This is a genomic window from Streptomyces sp. RKAG337 (assembly GCF_023701715.1).
Classification (GTDB): Bacteria; Actinomycetota; Actinomycetes; order Streptomycetales; family Streptomycetaceae; genus Actinacidiphila.
The window spans coordinates 7,669,990-7,688,126 of record NZ_JAJOZA010000001.1 but is presented as its reverse complement, the minus strand read 5'-3'; the positions used below and the strand labels follow the sequence as shown (position 1 = coordinate 7,688,126).

Annotated in this window: 19 protein-coding genes and 1 pseudogene; 11 read left to right on the top strand and 9 right to left on the bottom strand. The window is 70.2% G+C overall.

The genetic code is table 11. The annotated features are described in order from the left end of the window. Window positions 1-108 precede the first annotated feature (108 nt). The 4 genes from LNW73_RS34130 to LNW73_RS34115 all read left to right on the top strand — a co-directional run bounded on the left by LNW73_RS34130 (window position 109) and on the right by LNW73_RS34115 (window position 2,390). The gene (locus LNW73_RS34130; protein ID WP_250992687.1) at window positions 109-555 is read left to right on the top strand and encodes an SRPBCC domain-containing protein; all 447 of its coding nucleotides are present in this window, start codon (window positions 109-111) and stop codon (window positions 553-555) included. Then, window positions 552-920 (top strand): ArsR/SmtB family transcription factor, encoded by a 369-nt coding sequence (locus LNW73_RS34125; RefSeq protein ID WP_250992686.1) that lies wholly within the window; start codon window positions 552-554, stop codon window positions 918-920. Before LNW73_RS34130 ends, LNW73_RS34125 begins: the two co-directional genes overlap by 4 nt. Window positions 921-967: 47 nt before the next feature. Then, window positions 968-1,810: an inositol monophosphatase family protein gene (locus LNW73_RS34120; protein ID WP_250992685.1), complete on the top strand. Its 843-nt coding sequence runs from the start codon at window positions 968-970 to the stop codon at window positions 1,808-1,810. Between the two features lie 280 nt (window positions 1,811-2,090). After that, the gene (locus LNW73_RS34115) at window positions 2,091-2,390 is read left to right on the top strand and encodes a DUF7144 family membrane protein (RefSeq protein ID WP_250992684.1); all 300 of its coding nucleotides are present in this window, start codon (window positions 2,091-2,093) and stop codon (window positions 2,388-2,390) included. On the opposite strand, the gene qcrB is transcribed toward LNW73_RS34115, so the two are convergent. From qcrB to LNW73_RS34090, 5 genes are all read right to left on the bottom strand, one after another. Further along, window positions 2,366-3,829, bottom strand: coding sequence for a cytochrome bc1 complex cytochrome b subunit (qcrB, locus tag LNW73_RS34110; protein ID WP_250992683.1), 1,464 nt, complete (start codon window positions 3,827-3,829; stop codon window positions 2,366-2,368). The genes LNW73_RS34115 and qcrB overlap by 25 nt on opposite strands. A gap of 237 nt (window positions 3,830-4,066) precedes the next feature. After that, window positions 4,067-5,101: an iron-containing redox enzyme family protein gene (locus tag LNW73_RS34105; protein WP_250992682.1), complete on the bottom strand. Its 1,035-nt coding sequence runs from the start codon at window positions 5,099-5,101 to the stop codon at window positions 4,067-4,069. Further along, window positions 5,098-5,355, bottom strand: a complete 258-nt coding sequence (locus LNW73_RS34100; RefSeq protein WP_250992681.1) for a CDGSH iron-sulfur domain-containing protein — start codon at window positions 5,353-5,355, stop codon at window positions 5,098-5,100. Before LNW73_RS34100 ends, LNW73_RS34105 begins: the two co-directional genes overlap by 4 nt. Further along, window positions 5,339-5,983, bottom strand: a complete 645-nt coding sequence (locus LNW73_RS34095; protein WP_250992680.1) for a HemK2/MTQ2 family protein methyltransferase — start codon at window positions 5,981-5,983, stop codon at window positions 5,339-5,341. Before LNW73_RS34095 ends, LNW73_RS34100 begins: the two co-directional genes overlap by 17 nt. Window positions 5,984-6,321: 338 nt before the next feature. Further along, the gene (locus LNW73_RS34090) at window positions 6,322-6,672 is read right to left on the bottom strand and encodes a PRC-barrel domain containing protein (RefSeq protein WP_250992679.1); all 351 of its coding nucleotides are present in this window, start codon (window positions 6,670-6,672) and stop codon (window positions 6,322-6,324) included. A gap of 357 nt (window positions 6,673-7,029) precedes the next feature. Between LNW73_RS34090 and LNW73_RS34085 the strand changes: the two genes are divergently transcribed. The 3 genes and pseudogenes from LNW73_RS34085 to LNW73_RS34075 form a co-directional block, all read left to right on the top strand. Further along, the gene (locus LNW73_RS34085; protein WP_374118295.1) at window positions 7,030-8,328 is read left to right on the top strand and encodes a PP2C family protein-serine/threonine phosphatase; all 1,299 of its coding nucleotides are present in this window, start codon (window positions 7,030-7,032) and stop codon (window positions 8,326-8,328) included. Beyond that, window positions 8,325-10,010 (top strand): sensor histidine kinase, encoded by a 1,686-nt coding sequence (locus LNW73_RS34080; RefSeq protein ID WP_308407768.1) that lies wholly within the window; start codon window positions 8,325-8,327, stop codon window positions 10,008-10,010. Before LNW73_RS34085 ends, LNW73_RS34080 begins: the two co-directional genes overlap by 4 nt. Continuing rightward, window positions 9,994-10,434, top strand: a pseudogene (locus tag LNW73_RS34075) (response regulator); the annotation flags it as partial. The gene LNW73_RS34080 and the pseudogene LNW73_RS34075, both read left to right, overlap by 17 nt. 41 nt (window positions 10,435-10,475) lie before the next feature. Here the strand turns inward: LNW73_RS34075 and LNW73_RS34070 are convergent. Further along, window positions 10,476-11,747: an MFS transporter gene (locus LNW73_RS34070; protein WP_250992678.1), complete on the bottom strand. Its 1,272-nt coding sequence runs from the start codon at window positions 11,745-11,747 to the stop codon at window positions 10,476-10,478. 54 nt (window positions 11,748-11,801) lie between these two features. Between LNW73_RS34070 and LNW73_RS34065 the strand changes: the two genes are divergently transcribed. The 4 genes from LNW73_RS34065 (at window position 11,802) to LNW73_RS34050 (ending at window position 15,715) form a co-directional block, all read left to right on the top strand. Beyond that, a complete protein-coding gene (locus LNW73_RS34065) occupies window positions 11,802-12,548 on the top strand; it encodes an AraC family transcriptional regulator (protein ID WP_250992677.1) in 747 nt (248 codons plus the stop codon). 69 nt (window positions 12,549-12,617) lie between these two features. Further along, on the top strand, window positions 12,618-13,316 hold the full coding sequence (locus tag LNW73_RS34060) for a TetR/AcrR family transcriptional regulator (RefSeq protein ID WP_250973826.1): 699 nt from the start codon (window positions 12,618-12,620) through the stop codon (window positions 13,314-13,316). Between the two features lie 52 nt (window positions 13,317-13,368). Further along, the gene (locus tag LNW73_RS34055) at window positions 13,369-14,520 is read left to right on the top strand and encodes an FAD-dependent oxidoreductase (protein WP_250992676.1); all 1,152 of its coding nucleotides are present in this window, start codon (window positions 13,369-13,371) and stop codon (window positions 14,518-14,520) included. Between the two features lie 301 nt (window positions 14,521-14,821). After that, window positions 14,822-15,715 (top strand): helix-turn-helix transcriptional regulator, encoded by an 894-nt coding sequence (locus LNW73_RS34050; protein ID WP_250992675.1) that lies wholly within the window; start codon window positions 14,822-14,824, stop codon window positions 15,713-15,715. Between the two features lie 75 nt (window positions 15,716-15,790). Here the strand turns inward: LNW73_RS34050 and LNW73_RS34045 are convergent, their stop codons facing one another. The 3 genes from LNW73_RS34045 to LNW73_RS34035 are packed head-to-tail and all read right to left on the bottom strand — an operon-like array spanning window position 15,791 to window position 18,106. After that, the gene (locus tag LNW73_RS34045) at window positions 15,791-16,243 is read right to left on the bottom strand and encodes an NUDIX domain-containing protein (protein ID WP_250992674.1); all 453 of its coding nucleotides are present in this window, start codon (window positions 16,241-16,243) and stop codon (window positions 15,791-15,793) included. 41 nt (window positions 16,244-16,284) lie between these two features. Then, complete coding sequence (locus tag LNW73_RS34040; RefSeq protein WP_250992673.1) at window positions 16,285-17,556, bottom strand: MAB_1171c family putative transporter; 1,272 nt, start codon at window positions 17,554-17,556, stop codon at window positions 16,285-16,287. Further along, window positions 17,549-18,106 carry a hypothetical protein gene (locus tag LNW73_RS34035; RefSeq protein ID WP_250992672.1) on the bottom strand — a complete coding sequence of 186 codons (558 nt, stop codon included), beginning with the start codon at window positions 18,104-18,106 and terminating at the stop codon, window positions 17,549-17,551. The genes LNW73_RS34040 and LNW73_RS34035 overlap by 8 nt, the downstream gene beginning before the upstream one ends. Between the last annotated feature and the right edge of the window lie 31 nt (window positions 18,107-18,137).

Below are 18,137 nucleotides of genomic sequence, written 5' to 3'. Positions count from 1 at the left end.
GACGACGTCGAGCCGACGTGCAATCGCTGGGTTGCGCCTCATGCGATGTCGTGCAACCCTGGAGTTGCAAGTCAATGGCAGCGATGAAGCGATGAACGGAGTCACCTCATGAGCGAGGACCGGATCGAGCGCGAAACCCTGATCTCGGCACCACTGGAGCGCGTCTGGTCGCTGGTGGCGCAACCCGGTTTCTGGGTGGCCGACAAGGCGAGCCTGCCCGGCACCGTGGCCAAGGAAGGCGAGTCGATGGTGGCGAAGAACTCCGAGCACGGCGACTTCCCGGTACGGGTGGAGAAGGTCCAGCCGCCGACGTACCTGGCGTACCGCTGGACCAGCGCGTTCCCCGGCGAGGAACTGCGCGAGGAGAACAGCACTCTCGTGGAGTTCACCCTGACCTCGGAAGGCGACCGGACGCGGCTGCGCGTCGTCGAGAGCGGGTTCGCGACGCTCGCCGGGTCCGAGGACCTGCGCAGCGCGAACCACAAGGACCACAGCCAGGGCTGGCCCCTGGAACTCGACGCCCTCAAGAAGCGCGCCGAAGAGCCCTCCGCATGACAGAAGGACCTCCCGGCGCCGCCGAGGTCGTCGACAGCGTCCTCGGCGCGCTGGCCGACCCGACACGGCGGCAGCTGCTCGATCTGCTCGCCGCGCGGGGAGAGGCCACCGCGACGACGCTCGCCGAGCGCCTTCCCGTCTCGCGACAGGCCGTGGTCAAGCACCTCGCCGTCCTGGACGCCGCCGGGCTGGTCTCCGGCGGCCGGGTCGGACGCGAGGTGCGGTACGCGGTGCGGCCCGCCGCGCTCAACGCGACCGCGCGGTGGATGTCCGCGCTCGCGGCCGACTGGGACCACCGGCTGGCGAACATCAAACGCATCGCCGAGGCGGCGGAAGGGGATGCGGATCCGGCCCGACCCGACTGATTCCCCTTCGCCGCGCCGGTGACAGGGCCGCCGGTATTCTGCAGGGCATGATCAACTCCTACGCGAGCCTTGACGACGCCGAAGTCGCGATAGCCGCGGCGCGCGCCGGCGCGGACGTGGTGCGTGACCTGTACGGCCGGCGGCTCTCCCGCGTCGACAAGGGCGGCGGGGACTTCGCCACCGCCGCCGACATCGAGGCCGAGAAGGCGATTCTCGGTGTCATCCGGTCCGCTCGACCGGATGACGCGGTGCTGGGCGAGGAGGGCGGGCAGCAGGGTGCCGCCGACGCTGCGCGCCAGTGGTTGGTGGATCCCTTGTGCGGGACGCTGAACTACGCCGTCGGCACCATGGTGGTGGCCGTCAACGTGGCGCTGCGCGACGGTGCGGCGGCGGTGGCCGATCCGTTCAGTGGCGAGGTCTTCTTCACCGACGGTGCGACGGCCAGGGTGCGGCACGACGGGGCCGATGTGCGGCTGACGCCCACATCCGCCACTCAATTGGTGGACGTCAACCTGGATCCGCCGTTCCCGGGCGCGCCCGGCTTCCGGGCCGTGGACCTGCTGGCCCACGCCGGGTTCGTCGAGCGGTTCCGGCCGCGCGTCGTGTCCACGACGCTGGCGCTGGCCTGGGTCGCGGCCGGCAAGCGTGCCGCGTACGTCACCGATGGCGGCGACCTGTCGGGGAGCGTGCACTTCGCCGCCGGCATCGCTCTGTGCCGGGCCGCCGGTTGTGTGGTCACCGGGATCGACGGCGCCCCGATCGGCCGGGCGGGCCGCGGACTTGTGGTGGCCGCCGACGCCGAGACCCACGGGCTGCTGATGTCGATGATCCGCAGCCGAGCCGGGGATGCCGGGCAGCGTCCCGCCGTCCGGCCCGAGCCCGGGTCATGAGTGTCCACCGCACGCCGTCAGGGTCCGGCAGCGCCCCGAACGCCGCTCCGCCTTTCGTCTGGCAGGCCGGCGGCCAGGCCGTACTGCATGTACGGCCAGGCGCTTATCACGGATTCGACGGATTGGCACCGCGAGCAGCCGTCAGCCAGGACGCTCGCAGCGCCCGCACCCGCTGGCACCAGCGCCTCCTCGCGCAGTCCGGCACGGGAAACACACGGTCAGGGGCGTAACCGGAGGGTGCACGAAGCTCCGGTGGCACGGTTGGACCGAGCGGTTGACCATGGGAGAAGAGCCGGCTGGACGATTCGACACGGCCGTCGTCAACTACGCCTACGGGTTCAATGTCACCGCCTGGGGCTGGATCCACCTTCTCTTCGGCGCGGCTCTCGTCGTAGTCGGGCTGTGCCTGCTGATGGGGATGTCGTGGGCCAAGGGCGCCGGCGTACTCATCGCGGCCACGACCATGGCGCTGCAGTTCATCTTCCTGCCGTACTACCCGGTATGGGCGCTGGTCGCGATCGCGCTGGACGTCCTCGTGCTGTGGGCGCTGCTCGTCTACTCGAACGAAACCGTCGACTGAGCTGTGCGGCCCCGTGGACGGGATCCCGTCGGACGTAGGTCACTTGAGCCGGGCGGGTCGATGGATGCGGGCTTCCGCCGGCCCTGGACGGGTTCCATGATCTCGATGTAGCCACCCTCCGGGGTTCTGACGATCCGTCCGGTCTCGCGGCCGTGTGCGGCCTCGTCGCCTGCGCGCTCCAGCAGTCCGAGGCAGAACCAGCGGGTGAGAACGAACGCGAGCACCGGTCCGATCAGAACGGCCACTCGGAAGAACTGGGTGACGTCGTTGAGGGACAGGTGGAAGTGGACGGCGATCTGGTCGTTGGCAGCGGCAGCCCACAGGAGTCCGTAGAAGGCGAGGGCCCCCGCTCCGAACGCCGTGCGGGTCGCCGCGTCGCGGGGGCGGTCCAGCTCGTCGTGCAGCTCCCTGTCACCCGTCAGTCGACGTTCGATCAGCGGGTACGCCGCCAGGAAGGTGAAGAACGCACCGGGGACGATCAGCGCAGGCACCAGCACCGCGAGGGTCAGGGTGTGGCCCGCCACCTCGAACTCCCAGCCCGGCATGAGCCGCACCGCGCCGTCCAGGAAGCCCATGTACCAGTCCGGAACCGCCCCCGCCGTGATCTCTCCCGGACGATAGGGTCCGAGCAGCCAGATCGGGTTGATCTGCGCGAACGCGCCGATCAGCACCAACACCCCGCAGGTTCCGAAGAACAGCGCCGGTCCTGCGGTCACCGGGAGCGGCCCCAGCCACCGAGGACTGCGGGTGGCCGTCGCCGGCAGCCGGGGGTGGCCGTGCCGCCGCACGAGCCGGTGCCGCAGCACGAACAGGCCGGTGATCGCGACCGGCAGCACCACCGCGTGCAGCCAGTAGAAGCGGGGGATGATCGCCTCGCCCGGGAACTCACCGCCGAACAGCCAGAAGGTCAGACGGGTTCCGATCAGCGGGATCGACTGGAGTATCCCCTGGACGAGCCCGAGGCTGCCGCCGGACAGCATGTCGTCCGGCAGGATCGTGCCGGTCAGCCCGGTTGCCATGGCCAGCACGAGCAGCATGACCCAGATCGACCAGAGCGGCAGGCGTGGCCTGCGGAACGCGCCGGTGAAGAACATCCGCACCAGCTTGAGGCAGATCGCGGCGACGAATATCAGCGTGGCCCAGTGGTGCACCTGCCGCAGCAGGAGGCCGCCGCGCACTTCGAGACTGAGGCGAACGGTCGACGCGTAGGCGTGGCTCACGACCACCCCGTTCAGCGGGCGGTAGGGACCTTCATAGCGACTGCGCGCCATGTCCGGCCGGTAGAACAGCGCCAACAGGATGCCGGTGACGACCAGCACGACGAAGGTGTAGGCGGCGATCTTGCCGAACAGTGTCGACCAGGGGTCCGCGGGTGTGCGCCGCCTCGACCACCGCCGCGTCGCCCCGGTCGGGGATACCGCAGCGAGCCATCTCGTCACGGTGCGTCCCCCGGCAGGTGTCCGCTTGCCCATGCCAGCGCCCTCCTCGGCCGTCAGCCGGGCGCCGGCCTCCTGGTCGGCAGCGTCGGCTGTTTCATGCCTGCGCTCCTAAGACACCGGAGGACGAAGAAATGTGACACGACGGCCCATGAGACGTTTTCGAGTTCTCACGGGCCGATGCCGAGGGCGCCGCGGGGGCCCGCCACGTTCCTGGTGCCGTCTGATGGGACCGGGACGTCATGGCGTGGGCAGGACGCTGTTCAGCGGCGTTCGCAGGGCACTGCGGTTGCCGCGCCAGGCGTGCAGGAGATGGGCGCCGAGGCGGTCCTCCAGGAAGGTCGTGCTCTCGACACCGAAGGCGATGTCGGCTTCGAGCCGGGGTTCGTCGGCCAGCAGACCGCCGATCACGTCGCGGCGCACGATCTGTTCGTGGACGGCGTCGGCTTCGACGTGCTCGTCGTAGAACCGTTCCGCGGCCGGTCCCGCTCCCGTTCGGCGCAGCGCCTGTGCCAGGCGGCGGGAGCCCGGTGACGAGGTCACCTCGACGGCGGCGAAGTGCCCTACCAGGGCTCCGCGCAGGCTTCGGTGCAGGCCGAACAGCGACATCTGGTTGACCGTCGCGAGGGCTTCGGCGGGGGCCGCGTCGAGGTAGTGCCCGTATCCGATGTCCAGTGCGAGATCCTCCATGAGATCGGCGTACAGCCGGGCATGGAGGTTCCGCGCGCGGCCTGCGCCGAACTCGTCGAACTCGACGGCGGCCATCGCGGCCTTGGCACGGCCGTACAACCGGGGCAGCACCCAGGCGTGCGGATCGGCCTCCTTGAGGTGGTACAGGGATCGCAGGGCCGCGTACTCCCGCAGGTTCTCCAGCGAGCCCTCCCGCTGAAGATAGTGGCTGACCCCGGCATCCTCGTCGTCCGCGACGACCGGCTCGACCAGGAGGGCGGCCAGCGCTTCCTCCGCACTGGACACGGAACGGACCTGGGAGCGAAGGGAGCCGAGGAACCGCTCTTCGAGCGAGCGCCGGAACTCCAGGAGTCGCGGGTCCCATTCCCGCTCATCGTCCACGCCCTCGAACCCCTGGTAGTGCAGTTCGTACAGAACGTAGAGGGCGAGTTGGAGATCGTCGCCATACGGATCCGCCGACACGGTCCCCGGACCGACCGGCAGGGGTCGCCCTCCGCCCAGCGCCGCGATCACCGCATCGGACAGGTCACCTCGTCCCGCCGGCAGAGCCGGTCGCACACTCCGCGACTCCTGATAGCCGGTCATCGCTCGGCCCCGTCGGCGGCGGCGTCGGCCGCACTCGCTCGGTCGGCTCTCTCGTCCGGCTTGGCGCGGCGCCGGTGGCTGGTGTCGCACCAGGGGTAGGTCCTGCTCCGTCGGCAGGTACAGATCGCCGCGACGAAACGATGTGACGTGGAGACGCTGCCGTCGTCCGCGACGACCTCCACCGGCCCCTCGACCAGGAGCGGCCCTTCCGGGTCGACCGTGATGCGGCGAGGCCGTTCAGGCGTGTTCGGCACGGATGATCACCAGCTCTTCCCTGTCCTGGCCGTCGCCTATCAGTCCCCGTTCACGCAGCCACGGCAACCGGGAACGCACCACCGGCCCGAAAGGCACGAGCGCGCGCTCGCTCACCGTCGCGCGCATGCCCACCCGCGACAAGCGCCGCAAGGTGGCCTCGGTGCCGCACAGATCCGAATGGACCAGGAGCAGCACGCCCTGGGGCCGCACGACAGCGGGTGCCGCGTCACAGATGCGGTCCACGAGGGCCCGGCCGTCGCCCCCCGCGTCCCAGGCGCGCGCCTGTCCGTGCCGGGGCGGGAGCCCGCCGGGAGCGGGCACGTACGGGGGGTTGCTGAGCACGATGTCGTAGGAGCGGCGGGCCACGGACGCCGTGAGGTCCTCCCGCCGGACCATGACGCGCTGCCGGCAGAGAAAGGCGTTCAGCCGTGCGGTCAGCACCGCACGCCAGGCGATGTCGACAGCCGTGACCCGGCCACCCAGCTGTGCGGCCCGCACCGCGAGCGCCCCACTGCCGGTCCCCAGGTCCAGGACGTCGCTGCCGGGACGCATCTCCTCCTGGTCCAGCGCCGCCATCAGGAACTGCGTGTCGTACTGGGGGACGTACACGCCCGGCAGTGTCACCATCCGCGCGGGGGACCCGGCGCCAGCAGTGGCGTTTCGACGGTCATGAACATCCTCCGCTCAGGGCGACCACGAGAGCGAAACCAACTCGTGGTCAACTCTCCGCGCACTGATCCGGAACCGCCACGGGAGCCATGACGCTCCGTGACGACGCGTGGCGATCGTGCTACGCCGGGGCTCTTGACCACCGTGCTTCTCGACTGCCCCACGCGCCACAATGCACACGCCTGACATGGCAGAACGCTGTTCCGCCCCCATGATGCGAGGGGCATCGGCACGCGCGGCGGCGGCCCACCGGAAAGGGGAGATCCGGTGGGCCGCCGACGGGCGTGCGCGGTGCGTCAGTCGAGGGGCGAGCCGTAGTAACCGCCGACCTGCTGGTGGTAACCGGCGTCGCCGGGATGCTTGTCCTTGTCGAACTCCGGTGCGTCCTTGATCTCGTCCTTGCTGCGCGCGACGAACACGGTCCTGTTCTCGTGGTCGACCGTCGTGATGGTGCCGGCCGGGAGCAGTACGGACTTTCCGAAGATCCACACACCGGTGTCGACCACCAGGTACGCGGCGCCGACCTCGTCGGAGTGCTTGTCGACCTTGCCGATGTGCCCATCGGTCGCCTCGACCTTGTACCCCGTCACGTCGGCTTCCGCCTGGTAGCCGGAAGTCGCCCCGTAACCCCAGATGTTGTCGCTCATCGTGCGCGTCCTTCCCTTCGCCGTCACGAAAACCCAAAGGTGGGCCAATCGCCAGAAAGCGTCCAGTGCTTCCTGAACAGACGGCTACCCGCCCGAACCCCACTCACACCGGCGCCCGCGGACTTGGCCGGTCGTCGGCATCCGCAGGCATGGGGTCGCCGAGGAAGGGCAGGCGCGTGGGCGGCGGTTGATCACAGGAGCGTCGGATGAGGCGCCGGCGTCCGCCAGGAGGGTCCGCAGGACGGCGTCCGCGGGAGGACGTCGCAAATGTTGCCGTAAAGCAACTGTTTGTTCTAATGTCCGGCCGGGACGCACCACGCGGCCCGCGAGCTGGTTGCTCGTGGTGCGAAGGAGACGATAACTGTGGGGAGTACGCGTTCCCTGCCTCCGTACGGGCCGTTCGGCACGGTGGCGAGATCACCGCAACCCGAGGTCACCACCGTGTGGGAGAAGACATCCCCCCGTGTCGGCGCGCCCTCGTCGCGGCCGCTGGGAGCCGAGGAGCAGCCGAGGATCCTGTTGATCGAGGACGACCCCGGGGACGCCTTTCTGGTCCAGGACCTGATCTCCGACAGTGACATCACCCCGGAGGTGACATGGGTGCGCACCCTCGCCCAGGGTCGGGCGGAGCTCGCGAACCCGGAGGCGCAGTGCGTCCTGCTGGACCTGCACCTCCCGGACGCCGACGGCCTGGACGCCGTGCGCCAGATTCTGCAGGTGGCTCCCTGGGCGGCGGTGGTGGTGCTGACGGGCTTGGCACAGGAGCGCACCGGTCTGGCGGCGGTTGCGGCGGGAGCACAGGACTACCTGGTCAAGGGCCAGGTGGACGGCGACCTGCTGACGCGCGCGATCCGCTACGCGATTCAGCGCAAGCACACCGAGCTTGCCGCGACCGAGGTGCAGGCCAGTGAGCTGCGCGCCCAGGAGAACGCCCGCCTGGAGCGCGGCCTGCTGCCGATTCCCCTGTTGCGCGACGATCGGGTGCAGGTCAGTGCGCGCTACCGTCCGGGCCGGGCCCAGTCCTTGCTGGGCGGTGACTTCTATGACGTGGTGCAGACTCCGGACGGCACCGTTCACGCTGTGGTGGGGGATGTGTCGGGTCATGGGCCCGATGAGGCCGCCCTGGGTGTGTGTCTGCGCGTGGCCTGGCGGGCTTTTGTGCTGGCGGGGCTGCAGGACGGCGCCCTGCTGGGAATGCTGGAGCAGATCCTGGTCGCCGAGCGGTCGGGCCCGGAGATCTTCGCCACCGTCACCTCGCTGAGGCGCTCGCCCGAGGACGGCTCGCTGAGAATCGTGCGGGCCGGTCATCCTGGCGTGCTGGTGCATTCGCTCGCGGACATCCGGCTGGAGGAGGTCGACGGTGGTCCGGCGCTGGGCATCATGTCCGGCGGCAGCTGGCCGGTGACGAACCTGGCGGCCCCTCGTGACGGTGCGGTGGTGGCGTTCACCGACGGTCTGATCGAAGGGCGCATCGGGCAGGGGTCACAGCGGCTGGGCGAGGCCGGTCTGCTCGCGCTGGCCCGCAAGCACCTGCACCTCCCGGCCCCCGCGTTCCTCGACACCCTGATATCCGCAGCCGAGGAACTGGCTGCCGACAGCGGAGGACTGGCCGACGACGTCGCCGTCCTCCACCTGAAATGGAGCGGCATCACGTGACATCGCAACGGGCCTCCCTCAACGCGACGGCAGAGCGGGCTTCTTCGGCGTCCGGACCGCCCCTGCTGCCCGAGCGGCCTGGACGCCCGCACCGGCCCCGTCGGTTGAGTGTGCAGGGGTGGATCCTCATCGCCCTGGGCATCATGGCCGCCCTGACGGTGCTCGCCGGCATCATCGGCTCCGCGCTCCTGTCACGGACGAGTGCCGCCGCCGACCACCTCGTCAACCAGATCGCTCCCGCCCGCACCGCGGCCGCACAACTGCAGACCGCGCTGCTCGACCAGGAGACCGGGGTGCGCGGCTACCTGCTCACCGGTGACAAGCGTCTGCTGGAACCGGATGCCCAGGGCCGCGCGGCGCAGGTACAGGCAGCCGACCGGCTCACCCGCCTCCTGAACTCCGACTCCCAGGCCATGTCCGACTTGAGCGCCGTCGAGAGCGCGGCGCGTCAGTGGCGGGTCCAATTCGCCGAACCGGCCCTGAACGCCCCCCTGGGCACGACGGCCCCAGGGGAGGCAGGCAAGGAATCCTTCGACCGTGTGCGGACGCTGCTGGCCGCCCAGGACGCCTACCTGGGCCATGAACAGGACCGGGGCCGCGCCACGCTGCTGCGCACCCGCGACCAGCGCGATGCGGTGTTCCTCTCGACTCTGGCGCTGTTCCTCGTGACCGGCATCGCGTTGGCGGTGCTGCTGCACCTCGCCGTCGGACGTCCGCTGACCGCTGTGCGCGTCGCAGCGACGCGTGTCGCGGGCGGGGATCTCTCGCACCGCATTCCCCATCAGGGGCCGGCCGATCTGCAGGCCATGGCCCACGCGGTCGAGGCCATGCGCGTGCGGGTGGTCCAGGAGCTGGACGCCTCTCGTCGGCAGGAGACCCAGCTGCGACAACAGCGGGCGACGCTCGGCGAACAGGCGGCCGAACTGCGGCGGTCCAACGCCGAGCTGGAGCAGTTCGCCTACGTCGCGTCCCACGATCTGCAGGAGCCGCTACGCAAGGTGGCGTCCTTCTGCCAACTGCTGGAGAAGCGTTACGGCGCGCATCTGGACGCGCGCGGGACCCAGTACATCGCCTTCGCGGTCGACGGCGCCAAACGCATGCAGGTCCTGATCAACGACCTGCTCACCTTCTCGCGGGTCGGGCGCACGCAGGAGACGCTGACCGAAGTGGACCAGGACGAAGCGGTCGACCGGGCCCTGCGCAACGTGGCCGCCGCGCTGGAGGACAGTGATGCCATTGTCCACAGGCCCGATGCGCTGCCCGCCGTCACCGGCGACGCGACCTTGCTGACCATGCTGTGGCAGAACCTCATCGGCAACGCCGTCAAGTTCCGCCACCCGGACCGGGCCCCCGCCGTCCACATCGCCGCGGCTACGGATCCGGACGAGCCGGCCATGCGCCGGTTCACGGTCACCGACAACGGCATCGGCATCCCCGCGGAATTCGCCGACAAGGTCTTCGTGATCTTCCAACGTCTGCACGGGCGCGGCGAGTACGAGGGAACCGGCATAGGGCTGTCCCTGTGCAAGAAGATCGTCGAGAACAGCGGCGGCCGGATCTGGATCGACAGCGCCCACACCACCGGCACCCGTATCGCCTTCACCCTGCCCGCCCCCGGCGAGCACCCCGATACGATCACACACCAACCCCGACCGGAGGCCGATCATGCATCCCAGCCCTGAACCCATCGAAGTCCTCCTGGTCGAAGACGACCCGGGCGATGAGCTCATGACGCGGGAGGCCTTCGAGGACAACAAGATCGGCAACACGTTGCACGTGGTCCGCGACGGGCTGGAAGCCCTTGACTTCCTCTACCGCCGCGAGCCGCACACCCAAGCGCCGCGTCCCGATCTGATCCTGCTCGACCTCAACCTGCCCAAATACGACGGACGCCAGGTGCTGGAGCGCATCAAGGCGGACCCCGACCTGAGTCATATTCCGGTCGTGGTACTGACCACGTCCTCGGCCGAGGAGGACATCCTGCGCAGTTACAAACTGCACGCCAACGCCTACGTGACCAAGCCGGTCGACCTCGACCAGTTCATCACCGCCATCCGCCAGATCGACGACTTCTTCCTGACCGTCGTACGCCTGCCCCCAACCGCTGACGCCGGCGGGCGCCGACCCGGCGGGTTCCCATTCGGTTTTCACACGCGCGTCGTGCGCGGCGGGTGGACGTGTGGCGGGTGGATGTGTGGCGACAGCTGGCCGATGGGACCCGCATCGAGCATCTCGGGCTCGTTCAGGGTGCGCAGGAGGAACCAGCCGAGGGCAGGCAGGGCGATCAGCGGTGCGAGGGCGGTCCGCAGGGAGGTGGCGTCGGCGACGGCGCCGATGAGCGGGCTGGCGACACCCCCAATGCTGACGGCCAGGCCCAGGGTGACGCCGCTGGCGGTCCCCACCCGCCGGGGCAGATAGTCCTGGGCGAGGGTGACATGCAGGGAGAAGGGTACGTACAGGCCGGCCGAGGTGAGGGCGACGCACCCGTAGAGCAGCGGACCGGGTACGAGGACCACGCCGGCCACGGCCGGCACGGCCAGAGCGTAGGACCACCGGACGACCGGGAGACGGCCATAGCGGGTGGCGAGCTTCCCGCCGGTGACGGTGCCCACCGCCCCGCCGAGGTAGAGCACGAACAGCGCGGCCGTACCGGAGACCTCACCCCCGCCGGTGCGCTGGCGCACGAACAGGGAGATGAACGCGCTGAGACCGACGAAGACGATCGAGCGGCACACGATCGCCCCCGTCAACTTCATGAAGGATGCCCAGTCGTCCCGGCCGTCACAGTCGTCCGGGTCGTCCCCGCCGTCCCCGCCGTCGGCTCCGCTCGCGCGGGTGGCCGCCGGCACTGCGGGGAGGGCTGTGACGGCCCGCAGCGCGGCCGCGCACAGCGCCGCACCGGCGAGGGCCGGCACGACCAGCAGCGGGGAGGCCCGCAGGCCACCGGTGGCGATGACGGCGGCGACCAGCAGGGGCGCGGTGGCGAAGCCGAGGTTGCCGCCGAGGGAGAACCAGCCCATCGCGGTGTGGCTTCCGCGGCTGGCGGTCCGGGCCATGCGGGCGGATTCCGGGTGGTAGGCGGCGATGCCGATCCCGGACACCGCGACCACCGCGAGAGTGAGGGCGTAGGAGCCGCTGACGCCCGCGAGAGCGACTCCGGAGCCGCCCACCAACGTGCTGACCGGCAGCAACCACGGCATGGCCCATTTGTCGGTGAGGGCTCCGAACAGCGGCTGCACGACCGAGGAGAGCAGGGAGACCGCCAGCACGATGCCGGAGGCGGCGGCGTAGGTGTAGGACCGCTCGGAGACGAAGAACGGCACCAGGGCGGCCACCGCGCCCTGGTAGACGTCCACGCAGGCATGCCCCAGGGACAACAGCGTGATGGGCCCGGTGAGGGCGGTTCGTTTCGTTGACACGTCGCCATCGTCGCCAGGGCATGCCCTGGCGCGCTTCCGATAAAGTGCCAACCTATGACGGATATCCGCCACACGCCCGAGGCGCCCACCCGTACCCGGACGCTGGCTCCTGGACAGCGCATCGACGCGCACCGTCACGACGACCACCAGATCATCTATGCGGGCTCCGGAGTCCTGGCCGTCACCACCGACGCCGGTACCTGGTTCGCCCCCGGCACCCGGGCCATCTGGGTTCCCGCCGGATGCGTCCACGCCCACCGCGCCCACGGCCACCTCGCCCTGCATCTGCTGGGCCTGCCCGCCGGGACCAACCCCCTCGGCCTCGACGCCCCCACCGTCCTCGCGGTCGGCCCGCTGCTGCGCGAACTGATCCTCGCCTACACCCGGGACCCGGACGACGACAGTCCCGAGCGGTCACGCCTGCGTGCGGTCCTCCTTGACCAACTGCGCTCCTCGCCGCAGGAACCCGTCCACCTGCCCACCCCCACCGACCCGCGCCTGGCGACCATCTGCGACCTGCTGCACCACGACCCCGCGGACCCCCGCACCCTGGCCGCCCTGGCGCCCGGAGCGGGAGCCGGCGAGCGCACCCTCAGCCGCCTGTTCCGACGCGAACTGGGCATGACGTTCCCGCAGTGGCGCACCCAGCTACGCCTCTATCACGCCCTGCGCATGCTGGCCGACGACGTGCCGGTGACCACCGTCGCCCACCGGTGCGGCTGGTCATCCGCCAGCGCCTTCATCGACGTCTTCCGCCGCTCCTTCGGCTACACCCCGGGCACCCACAACCGCCGCCCCTGACATCCGTGCGGGACCCGGCCGACGTAGAACGAACTTGTTCGTAACGAACATGTTCGTTATCTTGGTGGGGTGACCCCGCGAACCCCCGCACCCCGCAGCCGCCGCGAGCGGCCCGCCAAGCCCGCCCTCACCTACGAAGGCATCGTCGGGACCGCGGTCCGCCTGATGGAAGCCGAAGGGCTGCAGCGCGTCACGATGCGACGGCTTGCCCAGGAGCTCGACACCGGCCCCGCCTCGCTCTACGTGTACGTGGCCAACACGGCCGAGCTGCACGCGGCGATCCTGGACGAACTGCTCGGCTCCGTCGACCTCTCGCCCGCCGCCGGTGAAGGCGGTGGCGACTGGCGCGACCGACTGACGCAGGTGCTGACCGCCTACACCCGCGTGCTCCTCGAGAACTCCGCGCTGGCCCACTCCGCCCTGGTCGCCCGGCCGTCAGGAACGAACTACCTGGCCCTGGTCGAGGCCGTCCTCACCCTGTTGCACGAAGGGCGGGTGCCCGGCCCGCAGGCCGCCTGGGGAGTGGACGTGCTGCTCCAGACAGCCACCGCCACCGCCGCCGAGCACTCCACCCGCGCCCATGCCGTCGACAGCGCGGACGAACACAACGCCCTCGTCACCGCACTGCGCGGAGCCTCCCCCGGCACGCACCCGCGCATTGCCGCACTTGCCGACGACCTCGTCTCGGGAACCCCGGAACAGCGCCTCACCTGGATCTTCCACTCGGTCATCAACGGCACCCTCAGCACTGAGCGGTCCGCGCCCTGACCCGCCCGCTCCTTCGACCTCACCCCTCCCCCGAAGAGAATCGAGCCCGATCATGAGCACCCCTCCCCACCACCCCATCGCCGTCATCGGCGCCGGTCTCGGCGGCCTCACCCTCGCCCGCGTCCTGCACATCCACGGCATCGAAACGGCCGTCTTCGACCTCGAGGCCTCCTCCCGGACCCGCGCCCAGGGCGGCATGCTCGACCTCCACGAGGAGACCGGGCAGGCCGCACTGCACGCCGCGCGACTGCACGACGCGTTCCTCGCCAAGGTCCACCGGGGCGGCGAGGCCACCCGCGTCTTCGACAAGAACGCCGGCCTGCTCCGTGACGAGGCCGACGACGGCACCAACAGCCGGCCCGAGATCGACCGCGGCGACCTCCGCGACCTGCTGCTCGGCTCCCTGCCGGCGGACACCGTCCGCTGGGGCGCCAAGGTCGCCTCGACCCGCTCCCTGGGCGACGGGCGGCACGAGGTCACCCTCGCCGACGGAACCCTGTTCACCACCGGTCTTCTCATCGGCGCCGACGGCGCCTGGTCCCGCACCCGTCACCTGCTCTCCGACGCGACCCCCGCGTACACCGGGATCTCCTTCGTCGAGCTGGACCTCCTGGACGCCGACGCCCGCCACCCCGAGGCCGCGCAACTGATCGGCGGCGGCATGTTCTTCGCGCTCGGCGACGACAAGGGCTTCCTCGGCCACCGGGAGACCGACGGCAGCCTGCACATCTACACCGCGCTGCGGGCAGCCGAGGACTGGCTGTCCACCATCGACTTCACCGACACGGTCGCCGCCAAAGCAGCCGTGCTGGAACACTTCGCCGACTGGGCGCCCGAGTTGCGGCGGCTGGTCGCCGACGCGGACGGCTCACTGATTCCCCGGCTGATCCACGCCCTGCCCATCGGCCACCGCTGGAAGCGGGTACCGGGAGTGACCCTGCTCGGCGACGCGGCGCACCTGATGTCACCGTTCGCCGGCGAAGGAGCCAACCTCGCCATGATCGACGGCGCGGATCTGGGGCGCTGCCTGGCCGCGCATCCGGACGACGCCGAGACGGCACTCGCCGCCTACGAGGAGATCCTCTTCCCCCGTAGCGAGGAGACGGCTCAGCAGTCCGCGGAAGGCCTGGACGTCATCTTCAACGACCGCGCCCCGCAGCCGCTGGTGGACATGTTCGCCTCTTTCGACGCCCGGACGGCATGAGCACTATCGGTTGCGCCGCCCCGCGGAACCCGGGCCCGGCGATGCTGGGGCGGCCTCGGTGCCGGGCGTGGGGCAGGACACCCACCTGGTGACGACCCCCGTACGTCACCAGGTGGGTAGCTTATGTGTGCTGTGCCGTGGATGCGGCCCCGTTCAGGGCGGACGGCACCACGCCGGCGAGTCCCGGCCGAGAGGTCGCCCCCTCGCTCAGTTCGTCGAATCGAAGTTATCTTGATTCAATGAACGGATCAAGTGGTTAAGGTTTTCCCACTACGACAACCAGCAGCCGGAGAGCAGCTGAATGCCTTCTCGTCACTTCGACGGCCGCCGCGTCCGCGCGGTGCGCCGTGCTGCCGATCTGACCCAGAGTCAGGTCGCGAAGGCCCTCGGCATAGCCGACCCGACCGTGGCCAGTTGGGAGACCGAACAGTCCTGCCCGGACGGGGACCGGCTGCCGGCGCTGGCCACCGCCCTCGGGGCGGATCTGGACGAGCTGTTCCCCCGTGAGGGGCTGCCCGATCTCGCCGACCTGCGGTGCGATGCCGGCTACTCCCAGTACCAGACCAAGGACATCCTGGGGACGAAGAGCGCCGGGCCCGTCGCCAACGCCGAACGGGGCGTACGCCGCCTCCAGTCGGCCTTCGCCGAGGCCCTGGCCGCCGCGTACGGGGTGAGCGTCCAGGAGCTGCTGGCGGCACAGGAACGGTCCTTCGGCAACGACGCTCCCCTCCCCCAGCAGCCTTCGGACGAACGCCGCCGCGACCCGCGCACCCTGTCCGAGAAGATCAGCTTCATGGTCGAGCACACGTATCAGGGCGGGCAGACACCGCCCACCGATGCGGAGATCGCCGAGATCATCAACGCACAGGCCGGCAGCGTGGTGGCCTCGGACAGCAGCGTGCACGATCTGCGCACCGGCGCCCGCACGGACGCGTCACCGCAGATCCTGGACGGCCTCGCCGCGGCCTATCACGCTCCGCCGCAGTTCTTCCGGCCCGACGACGAAGCCGTGCGCGAGCTCGCCGCGAACCTGGAGCTGATCGCCTCTTTCCGGTGCGGCGAGGTCGGCAGCATGGCGACCCGCGGTGGCGGGGGCGCCCTGAACACCCGGCTGGTGTCGTTCCTCAACGATCTGCTGGACGACATCGAGGACGGCAAACTGCCGGGAGCGGGCACCGACACGGATCTGGACTGATCCAACGGGCCCGCTACGGACGAGGGGTGGTGACACGGCCCCGTGGCACCACCCCGTCCAGGATCCGGCGACCGGTCAGACACTGACCTCCAGGTACGCCACGCCGCCCTCGGCGCGGGCGCGCAGAGCACTCCGCAGGAGGCCGAGCAGGTGCGGCGGGGCGACCGCCGGATCGATGTCGTCCGTGGGGAAGAAGGCGTGCTCGCTGAGTTCGCTCTCCTGGACGGTGATCGCCGCCTGCTGTGCGGGGCTGAGCTCGCCGCCGTCGAAGACGAACAGCACCTGCTCGCCGCGGCCGGGGACGGTGATCCAGGCGGTGGCGAGCAGCGGCCCGAGCTCCACGTCGATGCCGAGTTCCTCCCGGCCCTCCCGTACCGCGGCGGTCGCCGGGGTCTCGCCCTGCTCGACGTGCCCGCCGGGCAGGTTCCAGAACGGCTTGTAGGTCGGGTTCACGAACAGGGCGTGCCCGTGTTCGTTGAAGCACAGCAGACCCGCGGACACGGTGGGGCGGGCTTTGTTGTCGGTCATGTCGGTGCTGTTCACGCTTTCTCTGACGGTCGGTAGGTCGGCTAAACGGTCACGTCGGTCTGGAGCAGGGTCCGGGCGGTTTCGGGGACGGTCCGTCCGTAAGCCGCCCGGGTCCGTACGAACCGCTCCACCTGGATGTCGAAGTCGTCGTCGGCGGGAGGCACGTCGACCGGGGCGCTGTGGGCCGCCGTACCGGCCGCCATGGCCGCCAGCGCGCTCTTGATCCAGTAGGCGTCAGCGACGGCGCGAGCCTCGTCCTCGGTGTGCCCCTGACCGTCGGCGAGCGCCTTGGCCCGCGTGTACAGGCCCGGTGACGCGTAGTGGCTCAAGGTGCGCTGCACGTCGCTGATCTCCGTGATGTAGCGCTCCAGCAGCTGGTAGGGCGGCGGGGAGAGCCTCATGAGGTCACGGGCCCGGTTCAGGGGCGCCGCGAAGCGGTGGCCCGGCAGCAGGTCGCTGGGTGCGCGGAGAATGACCGAGGGGACGGCCAGGGCAAGTTCGCGCCACAGCGGGTAGAGCGCGTTCAGCGTTCGCTTCGCCCTCCTGCGGTCGATGACGGCCTGGGTGGCCGGGGCGATCGCGCCCAGGGCCCACAGCAGGAACACCAGGTACAGCACGGAGTCCGTCACGTTCTCCTGGAGGTCGACGAAGCTCATGGAGACCGTGCGGACCGTGATGAACGCACAGTAGGCGGTGCGCAGGAAGGCGTACAGCACGGCCAGCGCCATCGCGACGGCCATCATCGTCAGGCCGATCCTGAGCGTCCAGCGCTGTGCCCGGCGGGCGGAACCGCCCCACTGATAGGCGCAGACCGCGGCTGCCACGGCCGTGTAGAGGTAGAACAGCCCCATGTAGAGCGCCAGTCCCACCTCGCCGGCATGGCGGGCCATGAAGTACGGGCTATCGGTGCGCGTGCGGTCCAGGACGAGGAAGAACACCGCGGCCATGACCAGCACGGTTGCTATGGAGGCCCGGGTGGCGATGCGGTGCACGGCGGCGGTGATGCGCACGCGTCGCAGGACGGCGCCGTCGGACGCGGCGACGTCGCCGTCGACCGCGGTGACGTATCGGAGCAGCACGCAGATGCCGGCGATCGTGATGGTGTGCTTGAGCAGGGTCGCGAGGTCGACGACACCCAGCTCGTCGATGACGGCCCTGCCCAGGCCGGTGCGCAGCAGCCAGGCGACGGCGAGCGCCGCGAACGCGCCCCACAGCGACCGTTCCCGGGACTGCCCGCGCAGCGCGGCCGGTACCCGCCACACCGCTTGGAAGAGCAGCAGAGCGATGATTGCGTAAGCGATGACGTCAGTCATGAGGCAGCACCTTCTTGCGGCGCGGACCCGCGATGGGCCGCGACAGGCTTTCGTCGAGATTTCGCAGGGTCACGTCACCGGTGATCCGGGCGTGCCGGGTCTCGTGATGCAGCAGATCGGCGAGCGTTTCGGCCCGGGCCTCGGCGTGTGTGGCATAGCCGCTGCGGGCCATGACCTGACCGGTGGACAGCAGCCTGTCGAGCATTTCCGGGGGCATCCCGGGGAAGAGCAGCGCGAGTTGTTCCCGCTCCGCTCCGGAGCCGTCCTCGCACCACAGATGACAGAGCTCATGGAAGATGATCTTTTTTCGGTGGAACTTCGTCGTCCCCTGGACGTGCAGAATCAGGTCCAGCGGACGCTGACGGTGCTTCACCCACAGGCCGCAGGCCCCGGTCTGGCCCGGCACATCGGATGGCAACTCGACCAGGCGGATCTCGCGGCCACGCTCCGCCTCGATGTTCTTGATGAACCCGGCCACGGTGAAGGGATCCGGCACCGGCATCTCCCGCAGGATGCGCCGGCATTCCCGGCGCAGCGCGCCCGGCGCCATGGGATCGCGGCGATGCCACCGCATGGCTGCT

Bases quoted from the DNA above. Each gene is read 5' to 3' on its own strand.
- LNW73_RS34035 (WP_250992672.1), bottom strand. From the start codon at position 18,106: ATGGCGCCGGGCGCGCTGCGCCGGGAATGCCGGCGCATCCTGCGGGAG.
- LNW73_RS34040 (WP_250992673.1), bottom strand. From the start codon at position 17,556: ATGACTGACGTCATCGCTTACGCAATCATCGCTCTGCTGCTCTTCCAA.
- LNW73_RS34130 (WP_250992687.1), top strand. From the start codon at position 109: ATGAGCGAGGACCGGATCGAGCGCGAAACCCTGATCTCGGCACCACTG.
- LNW73_RS34095 (WP_250992680.1), bottom strand. From the start codon at position 5,983: ATGGTGACACTGCCGGGCGTGTACGTCCCCCAGTACGACACGCAGTTC.
- LNW73_RS34090 (WP_250992679.1), bottom strand. From the start codon at position 6,672: ATGAGCGACAACATCTGGGGTTACGGGGCGACTTCCGGCTACCAGGCG.
- LNW73_RS34105 (WP_250992682.1), bottom strand. From the start codon at position 5,101: ATGACCGGCTATCAGGAGTCGCGGAGTGTGCGACCGGCTCTGCCGGCG.
- LNW73_RS34125 (WP_250992686.1), top strand. From the start codon at position 552: ATGACAGAAGGACCTCCCGGCGCCGCCGAGGTCGTCGACAGCGTCCTC.
- LNW73_RS34065 (WP_250992677.1), top strand. From the start codon at position 11,802: ATGACGGATATCCGCCACACGCCCGAGGCGCCCACCCGTACCCGGACG.
- LNW73_RS34055 (WP_250992676.1), top strand. From the start codon at position 13,369: ATGAGCACCCCTCCCCACCACCCCATCGCCGTCATCGGCGCCGGTCTC.
- LNW73_RS34050 (WP_250992675.1), top strand. From the start codon at position 14,822: ATGCCTTCTCGTCACTTCGACGGCCGCCGCGTCCGCGCGGTGCGCCGT.
- LNW73_RS34045 (WP_250992674.1), bottom strand. From the start codon at position 16,243: ATGACCGACAACAAAGCCCGCCCCACCGTGTCCGCGGGTCTGCTGTGC.
- LNW73_RS34120 (WP_250992685.1), top strand. From the start codon at position 968: ATGATCAACTCCTACGCGAGCCTTGACGACGCCGAAGTCGCGATAGCC.
- LNW73_RS34115 (WP_250992684.1), top strand. From the start codon at position 2,091: ATGGGAGAAGAGCCGGCTGGACGATTCGACACGGCCGTCGTCAACTAC.